Here is an 18,908-nt window from a genome sequence, read left to right as displayed (position 1 = left end):
GGACGGCGTGCGATCAGAAGCGGAAGTCGATTTCCACGCCGAACGTGCGGGGCTGGATCGGCACGGCCAGCAGGTGCGAGCGCGCGCCGGTGATCTCGCTGTCGACCGGCGACATCGACGAATACGCCTGCTCGCCGGTGACGTTGTTGACGTACGCGCGCAGTTCCCAGCGCCCGTTGCCGATCCCCGCGTACACGTCGAGCGCGCGGTAGCTGTCCAGTTCCAGCGGTGCGAACACCTGCTCGTCCAGGATCGTCGACGGATCGCCCGACGCGGTGACGCGCTGGCGTTCGGTGGTGTCGTTCAGCTGGCTGCCCACGCCGCGCAGCATCGCGCCGACCTGGCCATTCAATCCACCGGCGGTCGAGAACGTGTATTCGCCGAACGCCGTCCACGTCAGCTTGGGCGTGTAGGGAATGCGGTCGCCCGCCAACCCGGTGTTGAGGACCACGTCGAACCCGGCCTGCGGGATCACCGTCGGCTCGAAGTCGTTCTTCACTTCGGTCTTCGTGTACGCCGCGTTCACGCCCAGCGACAGGTTGTCGCCAACGCGGAACAGCGACGACAGTTCGACACCCTCGCTGGTCGCTGCGCCACCGTTGACCAGGCCGCCGATGCCGTTGAAGGAGGACGCCACCTGGATATCCTCCCAATCGATGCGGAACGCCGCCAGGTCCAGCGTCACCCGCCTGTCGGCGAACTGGGATTTCAGGCCGATCTCATAGCTGTCCAGCATCGAGGAATCCACCTGCGGCGGAATGCCGGGCAGCGCCACGTTCGGACCACCGGGCTGATAGCCGGTTGCCGCACGCGCATACACCATCACGCTGTCGCTGAACCTGTACTGCGGACTCAGGCTCCAGGTGAAGACGTCTTCGCTCGACTCACCGGGCGATTCGCCCAGCGGCACCAGGATGCCCTCGGTGACGTTCTGGCTGAACCACTGGTCGTTGCGCGCCTGGCGCACGCCGGCATCCAGCTTGAAACGTTCGCCGAAACGCCACGAGCCGTTGGCGAACACCGCCGTTTCTTCATACGTACTGGGCAGGGTCAGCAGCGCAAGCGTGCCGAACATGCTGTCGAACGGCACCGGCAGCGGCGACCCGTCGAGCTGCCCCAGCCATACGTTCTGCGCCTGCACCGCGTCTTCCTTCGTGTAGAACGCGCCCACCATCCATTCGAACGTACCGCCGCTCTTCGAGCTCAGGCGGAGTTCCTGGGTGAACTTCTCCAGATCGAAGGTGTAGCGCACGTTGGAGCTTCCGGGCTCGGGAAGACCCAGCAGGGCATCGGCCACGCCGCCGAACTGCACGGTCGCATCGATCTGGTCCAGCGTGTCGGTCTGCGACCAGCCGGTCGCGGACACCAGGTTGCTCCAGCCCAGGTCCCAGTCCAGGCTCAGCGAGGCCAGCGTCAGCTCCTTCGAGAAGGGCCGCGGCTGCCAGGCCAGATCGTCGTCCTCGCCGGACAGCGGCTGCCGGGTATCCGCATCCAGTGCCACGCCCGCGCGGTCATCGCTGCGGATCCGCTGGTGCAGCACGGCCATGTTTAGATCGAAGGCGTCGCCATCCCATGACAACGCCGTGCGTGCACCGAGCTGTTCGCCGCCGTTGATGTCTTCGCGCCCGTCCACCGCATTGTCGGTGTATCCCGGGATGTCGTTGCGGACGAAGCTCATGCGCAGCGCCATGCGGTCCTGCTGCAGCGGCAACGTGGCGCCGAAACGCAGGTTGATGCCCTGGTCGCCGTCCTCAACCGAGCGCACGCCCACCCCGACGCGCGCTTCCTCGGTGGCCATGTCAGGTGAACGCGTCACGTACTTGAGCAGGCCACCGATGGCGCCGGCACCGTACAGCGTACCCTGCGGCCCGCGCAGCACTTCCACACGGCTGACATCGTAGGGCAGCAGGTCGAGCATCAGCGTGTTGGCGCCCTGGTAGATGCCACTGGAGCCGACCGGTACTTCGTCGATGTACGTGGCCACCGTGGCGCTGGAGGACATGGCGGAAATGCCGCGCAGCGATACCGACGTCAGACCTGGGGCACCACCGTTCTGCACCTGCATGCCGGGGATGAGGGCTGCGTAGTCGGACAGCGAGACGGCACCGATGTTCTCCAGTTGGCGTTCGCCGACCACGCTGATCGAGGCAGCCACCTCGCGCACGTTCTCCACGCGCTTGTTGGCGGTGACCACCACAGTATCGAGGTTGGTCGCCGCGTCCGCGGTGCCGGCGGAAGACTGGGCGTCGGCACCCGGGCTGTCCTGCGCCAATGCGGGAACGCCGGCACAGGCCAGCGCACCGGCGATCGCGAGGGAAAGTTGCTTGCGGTACCACGGCCGTGCGGACTGGAACGCGTTCATGCCTGCTCTCCCGGACGAAGAAGGATCAGCGGAGGGGTGGTTCCGGCCCCGACCGGAACGCACAGAGGGATATCCTGATCCGGACTATTTATCTCAATCAGAGAATTGTCAACAGGAACGGAAAATTTCAGTCGGGCGCCTGTCCGGCCGGCGCCACCCAACCGGGGCCGCGCACGACCCGGCCCGGCGTGGCCCCGGTGTGCTCGCCCGCACGCAGCACCTGCACGCCGTTGACGAAGACCTCGTCCACGCCCGTGGCGTACTGCTGGGGCTTGTCGTAGGTGGCGTGATCGGTGATGGCCACCGGATCGAACACCACGATGTCCGCATGGCAGCCGGGGCGCAGGCAGCCGCGGTCGGTCAGCTTCCAGTTCGCGGCAGGCAGGCCGGTGAGGCGATGGATGCCCTCCTCCAGCGACATGAGCCTGCGGTCGCGCACGTAGTGGCCGAGGAAGCGCGCGACATTGCCGTAGGCGCGCGGATGCGTGCTCGACTTCAGGAACACGCCTTCCGGCGCAGAGGATTCGGCGTCGGAGCCGAGGCTGACCCAGGGCTGCTTCAGGCCCAGCTCGACGTTCTCCTCGCTCATCAGGAAGTAGGCCGTGCCGATGCGGTAGTCGTCCTCCAGGACCAGGTCGATCACCGTGTCCTCGACCGGCGTACCGCGTTCGCGCGCCACCGATGCCAGCGTCCTGCCCGTCAGCGGTTTCAGCGCCGGGTTCTTGAAGTCGATCAGCACCAGGCGTTCGTCGGAGCCGGCTAGCAGCCGCAGGTTCTCCCAGGCGACGCCGGGGTCGCGCATCTCGGCCACCACGCGCGCGCGGATCGCGGGGTCCCTCAGCCTCTGCATCATGGCGTCGTGGCCGCCGGCCTGGACCCACGGCGGCAGGCTCGCGGTCAGGCCGGTGCCGCCCGCGGTATAGGCGTACATGTTGGCGCTCACCTTCAGGCCTTCCGCGCGTGCCGCTTCGATCCTGGCGATGGCCTGGCCCATCTTCGGCCAGTTCTTCTCGCCCGCGGCCTTGAGGTGGTAGACCTCGGCGCGCTGACCGGTGGCGCGCGCGATGGCGATGGTTTCGTCCAGCGATTCTAGGAAGCGGTCCGCCTCGCTGCGCATGTGCGACACGTAGCCACCGCCCGACTCGGCCGCCGCCTGCGCGAGTGCGATGAGCTCAGGGGTGTCCGCGAACGAGGCGGGCGGATAGATCAGCGAGCTGCCGACGCCCAGCGCGCCCTCGCGCATGCCCTGGCGCACCACGTCCTGCATCTGGCGCAGCTGTCCGGCATCGGGCGTGATGTCGTCCTCGCCTAGGGTCTGGATGCGCACGGTGGTCGCGCCGATGAACGAGGCGACGTTGGGCGTGACGCCGCGCTTCTCGAGGAAGTCGAGGTAGCCGCCGAGCGTGCTCCACGGGATGTCGTAGCGGATGTCGCCCTGCTGCTTCAATGCATCGGCCTTCATGCGCGCGTTGACCGGTCCCATCGACCAGCCTTCGCCGAAGATCTCCAGCGTCACGCCCTGTTTCGTGTCGCTCACGCCGCGACCATCCACGATCAGGGATTCGGTCGCCCAACTGAGCGTGTTGATGAATCCGGGCGACACCGCCCTGCCCCGGGCATCCACCACGTGGCCGGCCGTCGCAGGCTGGCCCGCCGGAAGCAGCGCGACGATGCGGTCCGCGTTCACCGCCACGTCCAGCGCGCGTGGCGCGGCGCCGGTACCGTCGTACACCAGCCCGTTGCGGATCAGCAGGTCGTAACGGGGCACGGATGCTTCGCCCGCATGCGCCGTACTGCTGGCGGCAAGCGCGAGTGCAAGCAATGTCAGCGGCAGTCGTGGCATGGTCGGTGCTCCGTCAGTCAGTGAAGGTCATGGCAGGGTGCGGATCGGGCGGTCCAGCCGCCACAGCAGCGCAGCCGCCAGCACGGCCAGCGCCGCGAGCAGCAGGAAGAAGCCGGCATGGCTCATCGTCGACCACAGGGTTCCCACCAGGCCGGCCAGCAGACTGCCGCTGAACACAGCGAGGAACCACGAGGCGACCGTGGTGGCGCCCAGCCGCGGCGGCGCCAGTTTCGCGAACAACCCCAACCCCGTCGGCAGGATATAGAGCTCGCCGAAGGTCAGGATGACGAAGAACGCCACCAGCCAGGGCCACCCCACGCGCGCATCGCCGTGGACGCCGGCGACCACGGCCAGCAGCACATACGCCACGGCGACGATCAGCGCGCCGATCGCCATGCGGAGGGCGGGTGATGTGTCGCTGCCCCGCTCCGCGCGACGACGCCAGTGAAGCAGCAGCAACGGGGTCATGCTGATGACCAGCAACGGATTGAGCGACTGGAACCATGTCATGGGGATCACGAAGCCCGCCGAAGCACGCTCGACGCTGCCGTCGATCCACAGTGGCAACGTATTGCCGATCTGCTCGTAGGCACCCCGGAAGATCGTGGCCGCGATGCCTACGCCCAGCAGCAGCCACCACAGCCTGCGATCCTGGCGACCCGGTGCCGCGTCGGCCGGCGGACGCGTGCGCGGCGGCTCCGGCGGCAGGTAGCCGCGACCGAACACGTACACCAGCAGACCGATGAACATGCCGATGCCGGCCGCGCCGAAGCCGTAGTGCCAGCCGTAGACCTCGCCGAGCGTGCCGCAGACCAGCGGCGCCATGAAGCCGCCGATGTTCAGGCCCACGTAGTACACGTTGTACGCGCGGCCCCGCCGCGGATCATCGGCTGCATACAGGTCGTTGATCTGGCTGGGCAGGCTGGGCAGGAACAGCCCGTTGCCCAGTGCGATGGTCGCCAGCGCCAGGTAGAACATGGGCTCGAACGTCATCACGAAGTGGCCGATCGCCATGATGGTGCCGCCGATCACCACCGCATTGCGCTTGCCCAGGTAACGGTCCGCGATCATGCCGCCGAGGATCGGCGTGAAGTACGCCATCGCAGTGTAGGTGCCGTAGATCAGCGAAGCTTTTTCCTGCGCGAACAGCAGTTGCTTGGTCATGTAGTAGACCAGCAGCACCCGCATGCCGTAGTAGGAGAACAACTCCCACATGTTGGTGAGGAACAGGATGGTCAGTCCGCGCGGATGGCCGAACCACGTCTTGTCGACCACGGCCGTCATGCGCGCGCCTTCGGCCCCCACACCTCGTCGCCACAATGGATGCGCCCGTCCTCGTAGCGCACCGACGGCGTGCGGTCGCGCGCCATGAAGATGGGGCCGTCCAGATCGACGACATCGCAGTACTGGCCCAGCACGAAGGCCGGCGCGGCCGCCAAGCTGGTGCCCGCCATGTTGCCGACCATCACCTGCTTGCCCAGCTCGCGTGCGCGGCGCGCCATCATCAGGCCTTCGGTAAGCCCGCCGCACTTGTCGAGCTTGATGTTGATGACGTCGAAGCGGGCGTGCCGTGCTTCCAGTTCGGCCAGGTCGAGGATGCTTTCGTCGGCGGCGAACGGCACCGCCCGTGCAATGCCGTCGAGCTGCTGCTCTTCGCCGCGCACGCACGGTTGTTCCAGCAGCGAGATCCTCGCTTCCACCAGCACCGGCAGCAACGACGGCAACGTATCGGCTGCGTAGCCCTGATTGGCGTCCACGCCGATCCAGGCGTCCGGGCATCGCGCGCGCACCGCACGCACCCGCGCGATATCGAGCGACGCCTCACCGGTCAGCTTCAACTTCAGGGCACGGGCCTGCCGATACGAGGCGGCGCGTTCGGCCATGACGTCGGGATCGTCGGCGCCGACGGTGAACGTGGTCACCAGCGGAGCAACGCTTTCCAGGCCCGCAAGCTTCCACACGGGTTGCCCGCTGCGCTGGGATTCCAGTTCCCACAGCGCACAGTCGAGTGCGTTGCGGGCGCCACCTGCGGGCAACAGGGTGCGCAGCGTTTCGCGGTCCAGGCCGGCCTCGATGCGTGGGCGCAGGCGTTCGAGCGTGGCCAGCATCTGCCCGGGATGGTCGTCGTTGTAGTAGACGCCCGCGGCCTCGCCACGCCCGATGTGATCGCCATCGCGCAGCGTGACGATGGTGGCCGGCATGGCCTCGAACACATGGCCCGCGATCCGGAAAGGTGCGGACAGGGGCAAGGGTTCGTTGTGCAGTTCGAGTTCGACGGGCACGGCAGCCTCGCGCGGATGCAGGCGGATACGGAATGCATGGCCGGCGCTGGTGCGCGCCGGCCATGCGCGGGTCAGTAGTTGGCGCCGAAACCGATCAGATGGTGGGCGAAGCCGATCCAGAGCAGGAACAGGCACGCCAGCGCCAGCAACAGCGCCCACAGTTTGGCGAGCAGCCTGCGGCGACTACCCAGCACCTGCCATGCGTTCCAGACGGCGATCAACGCGCTCACCGGAAGCGCCACGGTAGCGAACAGGCGCAGTGCGATGATCAACCCGTCAGTGCTCGGGCTTGTCATCTCCAGCTTTGTCAGCATGGCCGTCACAAGCCCCAGCGCACCACCGACGGCCAGCAGCGACAGCAGGGCCGCGATGCGCACCAGGCGGTGCGTGCGCGCATCGATTCCACTCAACGCGTAGCGCACGCCGTAGTACCGGCGCACCAGCGCCGACACCGGCCACGCCACCACGGTCAGCAGCACGACCAGCAGGCTGGCGACGAGCAACGGCATCGAGAGCGAACGCCACATCGACAGCCGTTCGAACACCATGATCGGCGCGTACGGTTCCATGCTGAAGCGCGTCACCTTGCCATCCACGACATCCGCCGCGAGCCGGTCGGTGCTGGTGGTGTCCTGCCACAGGTAGGGGGCGACCTCGCGCCATTTCCTGGGTGCGCCACCCGGACCCAAGGCGAGCGTGACGCTGATCGTGCCGTCTTCGTTCGCGACCACCTTGACCGGGCCAAGAAGATTGGCCAGCGACACGAAGTTGCTGTCGGGACGGCGACTGCTCGTATAGGTGCCGGCGAGTTGCGCGGCATGGAGCTTCGCATCGTCCTTCGACACGCCGGCCGTCTTGTCCGGTGTGCCGGGCAGATAGCGGTCGGCGAAGCCGCGCGAAAGCGCGTAGCGGATATGCCCGGTCGCACCATCGCGGCCTGAGCTGTTCATCGACACGAACAGGCCGATGCCGTCATCGAGGAACAACTGCAGGTCGCTGTGGAACCACTGCGTGTCGCCACCATGCGAAATGGCGCGATGCCCGTTCACCGACGTCTCGTAGAAGCCGAGCATCATGCGGTTGAGCGGACCCACCGATGCCTGGCCGGTGGAGTGCATCTTCTCCGCGGTTTCCGCGCTCAGGATGCGCGCATCGCCGTAGGCACCGTCCTGCAGGTGCGCGATCATGAAGCGCGCCATGTCCGGACCGGTCGCGGCAAGGCTGCCTGCCGGTGCAAGGCTGATGAACTCGTAGGGTTTGGCTTCGCCTTCCGACGCCTTCGCATAGCCTTTCGACATACCTTCCAGCAGCGGCGCCGGCAGCGGCTGGCGGAAGCTCGACCGGGTCATGCCCAGCGGCTTGAAGATGTGGGCATCAAGGTAGTCGTCGAACGACTGGCCCGACACGCGCTCGACCACATAACCGGCCAGCGCGGTGGCGTAGTTCGAATACGCGGGCGTGGTGCCAGGCGGATGGATGCGTTCGGGCACCCAGCGCTTCAGTGCGTCGCCCAGCGGCGTGATCTCGTCGGCGCGCGCGGTGATCAATCCGCGGATCTGTTCTTCCATGCCGGTGGTGTGCGTCATCACCTGCCGCAGCGTCACTGGCTTGCCATCGCGCGGCGGGATATCGAAGTCGATGTACTGGTTGACGTCGGCGTCGAGATCGAGCTTGCCCTGTTCGACCAGTTGCATCACAGCGGTCCAGGTGAACAGCTTCGAGACTGAGCCCGGGCGGAACAGCGTCTTTTCCGGATCCACCGGTGTGCGCTTTTCGAGGTCGGCATAACCGTAGCCCTTCTGCAGCAGCACCTGCCCGTCCTTCACCACCACCACTACCGCGCCCGCGATGTCTCCGGCGGCAAGCGCATAGGGGAAGAACCCGTCCAGCCAGGCTTCCGCATCCTCCCGGGTGAGGACCGGGCCGACCGTCTGTGGCTGCACCGGGACAACGGGGCCTGCGGTCCCAGACGCTGGCGGCACGGACGCGGCTGGTACGGCGGCCTCCTGGGCCAGCAAAGGCAGTGCGACCATGATGGACATGACGGCCCCGCACAGGACCTGATGAATCGAACGCATCGAACGGTCTCCCCACTGAAGCAAGTTGATGGTCGCCGCCTCCGTTGCTTGGCGAGGCTGGCAGATATATCCTGATTCGGCGATAATGATCCCAATCAGAGAATTGTCAACCCGTGCCGAAAGTCGTGCACCGGATCCTTTCACTCCGGCCACTCTTTCCAGAGGTCGGCATCGGAAGCGATGATGACCGTATGCCGGGCATGCCAGCCCAACGCGGACGGGTCCAAGGAGATCCCGCAAGGATGACTGCACAACACCCCACCATCGGCGGACTGCTGCGCTCGCTTCGCGCACGCAAGGGATGGACGCTCAAGCAGATGAGCGAACATTCGGGCATTCCGCTGTCGACGCTGTCCAAGGTCGAACACGACCGCCTGACGCTCACGTACGACAAGCTGCTGCAGCTCAGCCAACGGCTGCAGGTGCGGATGTCCGAGCTGTTCGCCGAGCAGGTCGAGATACCGGAACCCGCGGTCACGGCGCGGCGCAGCATCGGACGCATCGAAGATGCGATCCGCGTCAACACGCCCAACTACGATTACTACTACCTGTGCCCGGAACTTCGCCGCAAGCGGATGATCCCGGTCCTGACCCGCGTGCGCGCGAAGAGCATCGAGGAATTCGGCGCGCTGGTGCACCACTCCGGCGAGGAATACATCCACGTGCTCGAAGGCCGGATGGAAGTGCACACCGAGTTCTACGACCCGATCGTGCTGGAGACCGGCCAGTCGGTCTACATCGACTCCAACATGGGCCATGCCTACATCGCGGCGGAGGGCTGCGACGAAGTCCTGCTGCTCGGCGTATGTTCCAGCGCGGACGAACAGTTGATGGAATCCCTGCTCACCCTGCACGGCGAGGAGCACGCGCCGCAGCATGGCAAGGTCGAGCGCATCAAGCCGCCGGTCGCGAAGGTGGAGAAGCGCGCGCAGAAGAAGGTGCCCGCGAAGACGAAGTCGTGACAGCGACGCGCCTCTGCCCGGGATCCTGACCCGCCCACGCGCATTCATCGCGAGAACGGCATCGTGCCGGCGGGAACCTGGCCGGTTTCACCTGTAATGTCCTGTCCGCAACCCTTCTGTTGCCGGATCACGCCTCCGGAGCGTCAGTTGCCTGTCGGGCAAACACGTGCCGCTTTGCGTCGATGGAATCGGCTCCTCTGCGCTGCTTGCGGCAGATCCATCCACTGCAGGCAGCGCCAACACGCGTAGCCTGAAATTTCGATCTGCCGATGCGCGCCCCGACTCACTTCATGGAAGCGGTCTGGCACGCATGCGAACGGCCACTGCGCGGCATCCCGGCTGCTTCAACGACAGCAACCGCACCAGCTGCCGCAAAGGCCGCCGATCACAAGCCGGTTGCGGTGACGGCGCACTGCAGGGAAACCGTCACCTGCCCGCCCACCGGCAAGCTCGGAATCGTGATGCCGGCGCCAAGGAGGCTGCTCACCGGCACGGTCGGCGACGGACAGCTGGCTCCGTCTGTCGCGGTGCAGGTCGCCGTCGTGCTGGGCACGGTGCAGTCCTGCCCTGCCCCTGCCACGTCGGTCAGCAGGACGTTGCTGGCCGCCTGCGGACCGTTGTTGCTGGCCACGATGGAATAGGTGACCACGCCTCCACTGAGCACCGGGTCCGGCGAGGCCGTCTTCACCACCTGGATGTCCGCCTGCTGCAAGGTGTTGGTGAACGTGCACACGATATCGCTGCCGGGCGCCGTGGCGGCAGCGTTCAGTGCGACCGTGCGCGCGGCGAGATCCGGCGTGGCCGTGCCACCTGCACCCAGCCCGGTACAGGTGATGTCGGTGACGCGGTACGTCGCCGGCGAGGTGTTCTCGGTGATGGTGGTGGCGGTGGATGTGGCCGTGAGCGGCTGCGTGACCCCGGCCTCCGGCGTGCCGTCCGTGATCGTGGTCAGTGTCTGGGTCGCCACGCCATTGCTGCCGCTGAACCCGAAGCTGTCCACGCCGCCGAGGCTGATCTTGCGCAAGGTCAGCTGCGTCACCGAGCCATCGGTATCCGTGGCGGTGTTGTTCGCCGGCGTCGCGTCCACATAGCCATCGGGTACCCGGATCGTCGCCGTATTGGTGACGGGCGATATGCCGGCGGCCACCGTCGCGGTCACCGTGAACGTCATCGTACTGTTCGGCGGCAGGGTCGGAATGGCGATACCGCCAGCACTTTCCAGCGCCGCCACGGTCACGTCGCCCGAGGACGGACATACGGCCCCGCCGGTCGTTGCCGTACACGCCACCGCCGTCTTGGTCAGTCCGGTGGTCGCCGGGTCGATGAGGGTCGCCAGGTCGGCGTAGTTCATCGATGGGTTACTGACAACGAGGGTGTACGTGGTCGTGCTTCCGGGCGCCACCGTGTCGTTCACCTGATCGACGTTGCCATTGATGCCGGGGGTGTTTGTCTTGGTGATGGACAGATCCACCAGCGCGCGCGTCAGCGTGAACTTGGCCGACATGCCACCCGAGGTACTCTGCGCGGGGGTCAGCGCGCCGTTCTGCGATTGCAGGGTGACGTTGGCGCTGGGTATTCCGCTGGCGAACTGGAACGAAGTGCTGAAGCCGTCGGATTCCGTGGCGGCCAGGAAGTGCGCACCGGCCACGCCCGTTGTGCTGGGGTCTGTGTTGATCACCGCGGGATTCAGTATCTCGGTGAAGCCCGGCACCGTGGCAAAGTCCATCGGCCCGCTGCGGGCGTATCCATTGATGCCCACCAGCAACACGCCATCGCCCGCATTCACGGGCGCCTGGCCTGCGTCGTAGCCGTTCAGGCATGACGACCAGTTGCCGGGGGCGTTCGTGCCCGGCAGGTAGATCAGGCCGGTGCCGCAGTTGGTGGTGGCGGAATCGATGCCGGAACGTACGATGCCGGTGCCGGGTCCACCGGTGGCCAGCTGGCTCACGTGATTGAACTGCATGGCCGACAGCAGGGCTTCGTCGCCCGCGCGATTCGGCGCGTCCACGTTCGGCAGGGTGATGGTGAGCGTGCCGCTGTCGGCACCGCCCAGCAGGATGCGCAGCTGCGACTCGTAGAGCGCAGTGAAGTAGATCTCCTGCGAATATGCCGTCCGATCAGCACCGCTGGCGGCCGCGGCCGTGGCGTAGATATTGATGAACCGGAGATCGCCGGCCGGGGGCACCAGAGGATTGGTCACCGTCGTCGACCCGCCCGGCCCGGTTACGGTGAACTGGATCTGCACGTTCGCCCCCCCCATCGCCCCGAAGGCGGGAGACGCGAAATTGCTGTTGGCGGAGGTTTCGTCGACACAGGTCGACGAGACTTCGGTGGTATTCGTCGTGCAGTGGTCACGCTCGAACGTGGCCGTGATGAAGACGATGCGATTCTGCCCCGCAGTCACGTTGAAGCTGAGCGACGGCGTACCGGTAGCGCCCGCACCGGTCGCGGTCGCCGCGCCGCCATGATCGAACGCGACGGTCTGCGCCTGCGTCGGCGCGCCACCGCCCAGTGCCAACGCGAGCGTGGCCAGCCCGGCGAATAGTCTGTTCTTCATGCAGAGTCCCTTTCCTTCCGATGGATGCGCATCCGGCTCGCTATCGCGTCATTCGCGATGACGCACCCGGGATTCTTCCGGGCGCGCCATCGTGCCGACCGCATCCACAACGGCGATGCAGCGAAGACCACGGATCAGCCGTTGCCGCCACCAGGATTGCCGCTGCTGTCGCAGGTGCCGGTGCCGATCAGACCGTTGTTCCAGTCATCGAGCACACGCGACACCGCGATCATTTCCTGGCGCAGTTCGCTGCTCTTCGGCATCGCGGCGATCTGGGCCGGCGTGTACTGGGCCATCAGCTGGTTGGCGCGCGCCAGGGCGTCCGCGACGAGGGTGGAAGCCTGCGCGCCGAGCACGTAGTTGGCCTGGGCAGCCACCTGCTGGTGGGCCAGGATCCAGTACGCATTGCCGCGCGAGGGTTCCTGCAGTACCTGCTGATAGGTCAGGCCCGACAGGTAGAAGGGCTGATAGCGAAGGGTCAGCCAGACGTCGGTGCTCAGGTCGCCGGCGTTCTGCGCACGGTTCTGCCAGTAGCCCTGGGTGAACTGGCAACCGCTTTCCGCGCGGGCATCCACGGCCGCGGTCAGACCGGCGGCCGCCATCAGCAGGCCCGCCGTTACGTTACGAAACAACATCATGGGTGTGATCCTTGATCCGGGTGATGGTGGAGCACGGCGCATCGCGCCCGTGCTGTCGACCTCCACTCACCTCACGCATGCACCGCCTGCGTCGTTCGAGTGAGGTCAACTCCCGATCAATTCGTGACGGCCGTCAAAAAAAGGACAGGTGAGTTCAACCCGTCGACGCAACGGCTTGGCTCAGCTTAGCGGCTGGCGTCTGGAAGCCCAAGGTCTTACGAGGTCTTTCGTTGAGACGTCTGGCGATCTTGTTCAAGAATGCCTGCGAATGGCGGGATAGATCCGTGCCGTCGGGGAAGTACTGCCGCAGAAGGCCATTGGTGTTTTCGTTCGAACCGCGCTGCCAAGGGCTTTGCGGATCGCAGAAGTAGACCTGCGTGTCGGTCGCCACGGTGAAGTTCTTGTGGCTGGCCATCTCACCGCCTCGATCCCACGTCAGCGATTTTCGCAGCGCGGTTGGCAGTGTTTTCACTTGCCGGCTCAGCGCCGAGACGACGCTGTTGGTGTCCTTACCCTTCACTTTCACCAGCATCACGAAGCGCGAGTGCCGTTCCACAAGCGTCGCGATGTGGGAATTGTTGCTGCCCGTGATCAGATCACCCTCCCAATGCCCTGGCACGGCGCGATCTTCGACCTCCGCCGGACGCTCCCGAATCGATACCGCGTCGATGATCCCGCCGCGAGGCATCGCGGTGGCCAGCTTTGAGTGGCGCATACGACGACGCGTGCGCAGGTGCGCCAGGAGTTCCTTCTTGAGCAGGCCGCGCGCCTGGATGAACAAGCTCCGGTAGATCGTTTCGTGCGACACCTGCAGTGCCTGGTTGAGCGGGAACCTCAGCTTAAGCCAGCCGGCGATCTGTTCCGGCGACCACTGCTGGCCCAGCTTGCAAGCCACCAACCAGCGCAGACGAGGGTTATCGGCCAACCGGCAAGACTGTGGCCTCCGGGCTGCCTCCCAAGCGGCCTCATCGGCATGTGCGGCCCGATATCGGTCACGGTCACCATGCCGTGCCACTTCCCGGCTAATCGTCGAGGTAGGCCGCCCTAGGCTGAGCGCAATCTGGCGAAACGACTGGCCAGAAGCTAGGCATCGAGATATCTCTTCGCGGTCCATTAAGCTCAGCGACCGGGCGGATCGGCGACGTTCCCTCGGCGCGATCCCGCCTTGCGCGGCCAGAACCCCGAAAATCGAACCCGGATTCTTGTCAAAGAAGCGGGCAATGTCGCTGAGCGACTGGCCGCCCTTCCATCGTCGCCATAGATCTCGCTTCTGGGCTCGAGACATGCCGGGCCGTCCCATCCTTGCCATATCGTTCGCTCCTATCAGTGCAACTGTTGATCATGTTGCATTGACGGGTTGAACTCACCCAGCGCTTGCACACGGAAGTGAGTCGGCCACGCGTGGTGGTCGACTCACTTTTACGTCGTGTTGTTCACGTCGTGTGCGGCGCGACGGAAAGCCTGTCCGGTTTCAGGGTGTACCTGTGGCCGTAACGGTGCACTGCAATTCAACGGTAATCTGACCGCCCACCGGCAGGGTCGGTATGGTGATGCCTGCGCCCAGCAGGCTGCTCACCGGCACCGTCGGCGAGCAGCTCGCGCCACCTGCAGCAGAACAGGTCGCGGTCGTGCTCGGCGTGGTGCAGTCCTGCCCTGCCCCGGCCACGTCGGTCAGCAGGACGTTGCTGACCGCCAGCGGACCGTTGTTGCTGACCACGATCTGGTAGGTCACCACATCCCCCGACACGACCGGATCAGGCGACGCGGTCTTCACCACCTGGATATCCGTCTGCTGCAGCGTGTTGGTGAACGTGCATTCGATGTTGGCACCCGTCGCCGTCGCCGCGGCATCGAGTGCCACGGTGCGGTTGGCCAGGTCAGGCGTGGCCGTGCCACCTGCGCCCAAGCCCGTGCAGGTGATGTCGGTGAGCTGGTAGGTTGCCGGCGTGGTGCTTTCGGTGATCGTGGTGGCGATGCCGGCTGCCGTCAGTGCCTGGGTGGCGCCGCTCACCGGGCTGCCGGCGGTCGTGGTGGTCAGGGTCTGGTCGACCACGCCATTGGTACCGGTGAAGCCGAAGCTGTCCACGCCCCCGACACTGATCTTGCGGATCGTCAGTTGCGGTGCGGACTGGTCCACATCGGTGGCGGTGTTGTTGGCGGCATTCGTATCGTTGATCGTGCTCGGCGGTGTGATGGTCACCGTGTTCGTCAGGTCGCCGGTGAAACCGGCGGGTACCGTCATCGTCACGGTGTAGGTCGCCACCGAACCCGACGGCAGGTCCAGCGCGGTGTCGTTGAGTGCGCCCGTGCCGCTGGCCGCGCCGCAACGCGATCCGCCCGAGGTGTTGGTGCAGGTCCAGCTCACGGTGGCCGCATCGATGCCCGCCGGTACCGGGTCGCTCACCGTGACGTTCTGCGCGCCAAAGCTGGTGCTCGGATTGCTCACCACGATGGTGTACGTGCGCGTCGCACCGGGCGTATAGGTGTCCGTCGGCAGATCATTCGGCCCCGAAGCGGGCGTGTTGGTCTTGGTGACCGACAGGTCGCCGTTGAAGGCAATGTTCGCAGTGGGACAGTTGGCACCGTCTCCGTTGTTGGCAGAAGGCGAGATAACGCTCAATAACGTGCCCGCACCCGAAACGGGATCGAGGGCATAGATGGCTCCCCCGGATGAACCCAGCAACATGTTGTTGAAGCCCCACATGGCCAGCGCATTGGTCAACGGAAAGGTCGACCCAATGGTCGTCACCGCGCCACTGACGGGGTCGATGCTGACCAGTTGGCTCGGGCTCGACGTGATGTCCACGCCATACAGCAGCCCGTTGTGCCAGGCCAGATCGAAGGTCTGTACCGGTTGGCTCAGGGTGATTGGGATGGCGGTGTATGGCAGAGTGGCCAGATTCACACGGTAGAGCGTCGTGGTCGACAAACCGCTCTTCAGGTAATAGTCGCCGGCCGGTGAAATGACGCCGTTGTTCCAGACGGTCCCTGTTGGCAGACCCGCGATGGCGCCCAGGTTCTGGCCAGTGCCGTTGGCACCTACACGGATGAGCTCAACGATGCTTCCGCTCGTCGGCCACCGGATGCCGTAGATGTAGTTGTCCAGCACGTTGTAGCCAACGCCATTGCGGCCGGTGGTGGAGGTGGAGGACCCCAGTGAGGTCAGCGTGAACGGCGCCGTGGTGTAGTTCACGTTGTACAGCGTCGAGATGTTCGAGGGCACCTGGTCCATGAACATCCGCGCATCACAGGTGCCGAAGCTGGGTTGCGATGTATCGGTATCCGACGCCGTGTTGTTGCCCGGCACCGGATCGGTCTGTCCGCTCGGCGTGGCGATGTTGGCGACATTGGTCAGGTTGGCCGTGGTGCCGGCGTTGACCGTGGCGGTCAGCTGGAACGTCACACTGCTGCCAGATGGCAGACTGGGAATGACGATACCGCTGCCCTGCACCAGCGCAACCGTGGTGTTGGCGGCCGTGGGGCACGTGGCGCCGCCGGTCGGGCTGCCGCAGGTCACGCCTGTCTTCGTCATGCCGGTCACCGCAGGATCGGTGAACACCGCATTGTTGGAGGCACCCGGGCCAAGGTTGCTGACCACGATGGTGTAGGTCATCGCCTGGCCCGCCGTGTACACGTCCTGGTTGTTGGTCTTGGTGATGGACAGGTCGGCCGGTATGGGACAGCCATAGAGCGCGGGACCGGAGAAGAAGAAGTCGTCCGCCGTCGAACCGCCGGTGTACACCATCTGCACGCTGGTGATGGTGGTGACCGAGGCAGGCAACGTGACCCAGAAGTTCTCGTTCGAGGTGCGGTTGGTCTCCACCGTGGTGGTGCCGTCGAACAGGCTCGCGCCATTCTGGGCCACCAGGGTTGCGTAGCCGGCGTAGCCCGCCTGCGTGGTCATGGTCGCGTAGTCGGTGCCATTGACGCGCAAGGACATGGTCGACGCATTGGATGGCAGCGGGAATCCGGGACTCCAGCGCCAGTTCATGTCCACGACGAAGCGCCCACCGGTGCCGGTGCCCACCGAGTAGCCGCCCGCCGTGGCGAGCAGCGTCGCCGTGCGTGTTTGCGTGGCGTTGTCTGTGAAGAAGTTGCTTTGGAAGGGTGCCGTGGCGAACAGGTTCACCGCCGTGGTCGCCGTGCAGGTGGCAGGCGCGGGCGGCGAGGCCGTGACCGCCGTCGACACGCTGGCGCAGTGGTCGGCATCGGTACATGTGGCGCCCGCGACGGGGGCGGTGCCGCCATTGAACGGATCGCCGCCACCGCCGACGGAGGCATGGTTGGTCACGGAAGCCGGCGATGCCGACGTCACCAGCACGGGGATCGTCAGTGCCACCGTGCCGCCGGCCGGAATGGCCGTGGTCGAGGTACAGGTGACCACCATGCCGGTGTTGGGAACGATGGTGGTCGCATTCTGCGCCGCCTCGTCGGAGTAGCTGCAGGTCCATCCCGTCGCCGCCGTGAATCCGGTCGCGGGACGGATGCCGATGCCGGTGGGCAACTGTTCGCGCACGGTGACGGTACCGGACGTCGCACCGGTACCGTTGTTGGTGACGTTCAAGGTATAGGTGGCGCCGGTCTGGCCCACCGTCCACGGCCCGTTGCCGGCCTTGGTGATGGAGAGCGCCGGCACCGCGGCGGCGATCGTGAGGCGGTAGTCTTCGACCTCGCCACTGTCTGCACGGCCCTTGCCGTCGGCGGTCTGGATCTGCGCGGTGGTGTAGCCCGCGCGCAGGCGCACGTAGTTGTTGCCGGCGCTCATGCCCGTGGGCGCATTGCCGTTCGCGCTGTTCCAGGCCAGGGTGACACTGCTCGCACCGCTCGCGAAGGTCGAGCATGCGCGCTCGGTGGCGACGAAGGCGTTGTTGCGGTTGAAGTCGATCCAGCCGCATACGATGCCTGCCTTGCTGGCGCCGCTGATGGGCACGACGAGGCTGTAGCTGGTGACGGCCGAGTGGATGGTGGGGAAGGTGGTGATGGCGTCTTCGTCGGCACCCGCGAGGTTGTCGCCCACACCGATGGTGTTGTCGGCACCGGCAGCGACCGGGAACGGGCTTGCGGTGGCCGCGGTCACGTTGACGTTATCCGCATCGAGCGCGGCGCCGAGCCGCAGGTCGCCCACGATGTGGGTGGGCGCCTGCGCCGAGTTGAAGTTGGTGGTCGGCGCGTCGCTGAAATCCTCGTCCACCGTGACGGTGATGCCGAAGGTGTCGAATTCCGTCGAAGCCAGTGCGCCTGACGCACGCAGGTCCACCGCGAACGTCAGCGAAGTGACCGTGCCGTTGACGCGGATGCTGCCGCAGCCCGCACCTGTGCCCGTCGCATTGCAGGCGGTGGCGCCGTTGAGCGTGCCGCTTGTGAACGACGTGGCCGTGATGTTCATGTTCGTGGGCGCGCCCTGGCTGCTCAGGGTGACGCCGGTTGCCGGCGATGTCAGGCGGAGAACCGGCGCGTGGTTGTCCCCGCCACTGGCGCCACCCAATCCCGACACATGCAGTACGGGATCGGTCACGGGTTGGCTGAAGGTGATCGTTATCGTGCCGCGATCGAGGCAGACTCCCCCCGACGGTGTGCAGGGCCCATACACGCCGATACTCGATGAAGAACTTCCCGCCCCCACCGCAATGCCGGGCGAGTAGTACGCCGTCGCCGGGCTGCCCGTCTGGTTCAGTGCCCCCTGGCCAGCGAACTGGAACGGCACCCCGCTCGCGCCGGACAACGTGAGCGTGTAGGTGAGTCCCGACGGATAGGTCTTGGTCACCGTGGTGCTGGTGGCGACCGTTCCTCCCGAGGAGGCCGTGGGAATCTGGTTGGCGTTCGCGGGCATGACCCACGCGATCAGTCCAAGGACCGTCAGTTGGAGAAAGCGTCTCGTCATCGATTTTCCCGGATATGCAAGGGTGGTCATCGCTGCTTCCCCTGCTGCCACGTGTCAGTCCTTCGCCCGGCAAGGGCGCCATCGTTTTCCTGCCTTTCTGTAAAAGCAGGATTCCGCACACGCACCGCCATCGGCAATGGTGAACGTCGAATACGAGGACGGTATGCGCCCATGCCGCCAAGCAGCATGGCCTCCGCATGTTGTGCCTTCATACCCCTTCCCCTGTACGCGTTGGGTAGTGCACCCGATACTCGACCAGAGCGACGGCATAGCCGGCGACTCTCACATTTGGCAAAGATATTCGC

General features: G+C 65.8%; 10 protein-coding genes. 1 reads left to right on the top strand and 9 read right to left on the bottom strand.

From position 1 onward, the window contains the following. Positions 1-13: 13 nt before the first annotated feature. From OY559_RS07400 to OY559_RS07380, 5 genes are all read right to left on the bottom strand, one after another. The gene (locus OY559_RS07400) at positions 14-2,362 is read right to left on the bottom strand and encodes a TonB-dependent receptor (protein WP_277729401.1); all 2,349 of its coding nucleotides are present in this window, start codon (positions 2,360-2,362) and stop codon (positions 14-16) included. Between the two features lie 127 nt (positions 2,363-2,489). Next, positions 2,490-4,205: an N-acyl-D-amino-acid deacylase family protein gene (locus OY559_RS07395; RefSeq protein WP_277729400.1), complete on the bottom strand. Its 1,716-nt coding sequence runs from the start codon at positions 4,203-4,205 to the stop codon at positions 2,490-2,492. A gap of 27 nt (positions 4,206-4,232) precedes the next feature. Continuing rightward, on the bottom strand, positions 4,233-5,489 hold the full coding sequence (locus OY559_RS07390) for a peptide MFS transporter (RefSeq protein ID WP_277729399.1): 1,257 nt from the start codon (positions 5,487-5,489) through the stop codon (positions 4,233-4,235). Continuing rightward, entirely contained in the window at positions 5,486-6,487 is a 1,002-nt protein-coding gene (locus OY559_RS07385; RefSeq protein ID WP_277729398.1) for a dipeptide epimerase, read from the bottom strand. The genes OY559_RS07390 and OY559_RS07385 overlap by 4 nt, the downstream gene beginning before the upstream one ends. Before the next feature lie 71 nt (positions 6,488-6,558). Next, entirely contained in the window at positions 6,559-8,430 is a 1,872-nt protein-coding gene (locus tag OY559_RS07380) for a serine hydrolase domain-containing protein (RefSeq protein ID WP_277729397.1), read from the bottom strand. A gap of 377 nt (positions 8,431-8,807) precedes the next feature. Between OY559_RS07380 and OY559_RS07375 the strand changes: the two genes are divergently transcribed. Continuing rightward, the gene (locus OY559_RS07375; RefSeq protein WP_277729396.1) at positions 8,808-9,527 is read left to right on the top strand and encodes a helix-turn-helix domain-containing protein; all 720 of its coding nucleotides are present in this window, start codon (positions 8,808-8,810) and stop codon (positions 9,525-9,527) included. A gap of 385 nt (positions 9,528-9,912) precedes the next feature. On the opposite strand, the gene OY559_RS07370 is transcribed toward OY559_RS07375, so the two are convergent. The 4 genes from OY559_RS07370 to OY559_RS07355 all read right to left on the bottom strand — a co-directional run bounded on the left by OY559_RS07370 (position 9,913) and on the right by OY559_RS07355 (position 18,603). Beyond that, entirely contained in the window at positions 9,913-12,084 is a 2,172-nt protein-coding gene (locus tag OY559_RS07370; RefSeq protein ID WP_277729395.1) for a prealbumin-like fold domain-containing protein, read from the bottom strand. A 134-nt stretch (positions 12,085-12,218) separates the two neighbouring features. Next, positions 12,219-12,722 carry a hypothetical protein gene (locus tag OY559_RS07365; protein ID WP_277729394.1) on the bottom strand — a complete coding sequence of 168 codons (504 nt, stop codon included), beginning with the start codon at positions 12,720-12,722 and terminating at the stop codon, positions 12,219-12,221. Positions 12,723-12,876: 154 nt separating this feature from the next. Then, positions 12,877-14,022: an IS30 family transposase gene (locus tag OY559_RS07360; protein ID WP_277729946.1), complete on the bottom strand. Its 1,146-nt coding sequence runs from the start codon at positions 14,020-14,022 to the stop codon at positions 12,877-12,879. A 171-nt stretch (positions 14,023-14,193) separates the two neighbouring features. Beyond that, a complete protein-coding gene (locus OY559_RS07355; protein WP_277729393.1) occupies positions 14,194-18,603 on the bottom strand; it encodes a beta strand repeat-containing protein in 4,410 nt (1,469 codons plus the stop codon). Between the last annotated feature and the right edge of the window lie 305 nt (positions 18,604-18,908).

Source organism: Pseudoxanthomonas sp. SE1, assembly GCF_029542205.1.
Lineage (GTDB): Bacteria > Pseudomonadota > Gammaproteobacteria > Xanthomonadales > Xanthomonadaceae > Pseudoxanthomonas_A.
The sequence above is the reverse complement of the archived record's forward strand: the minus strand, read 5'-3'. Positions and strand labels throughout refer to the sequence as shown.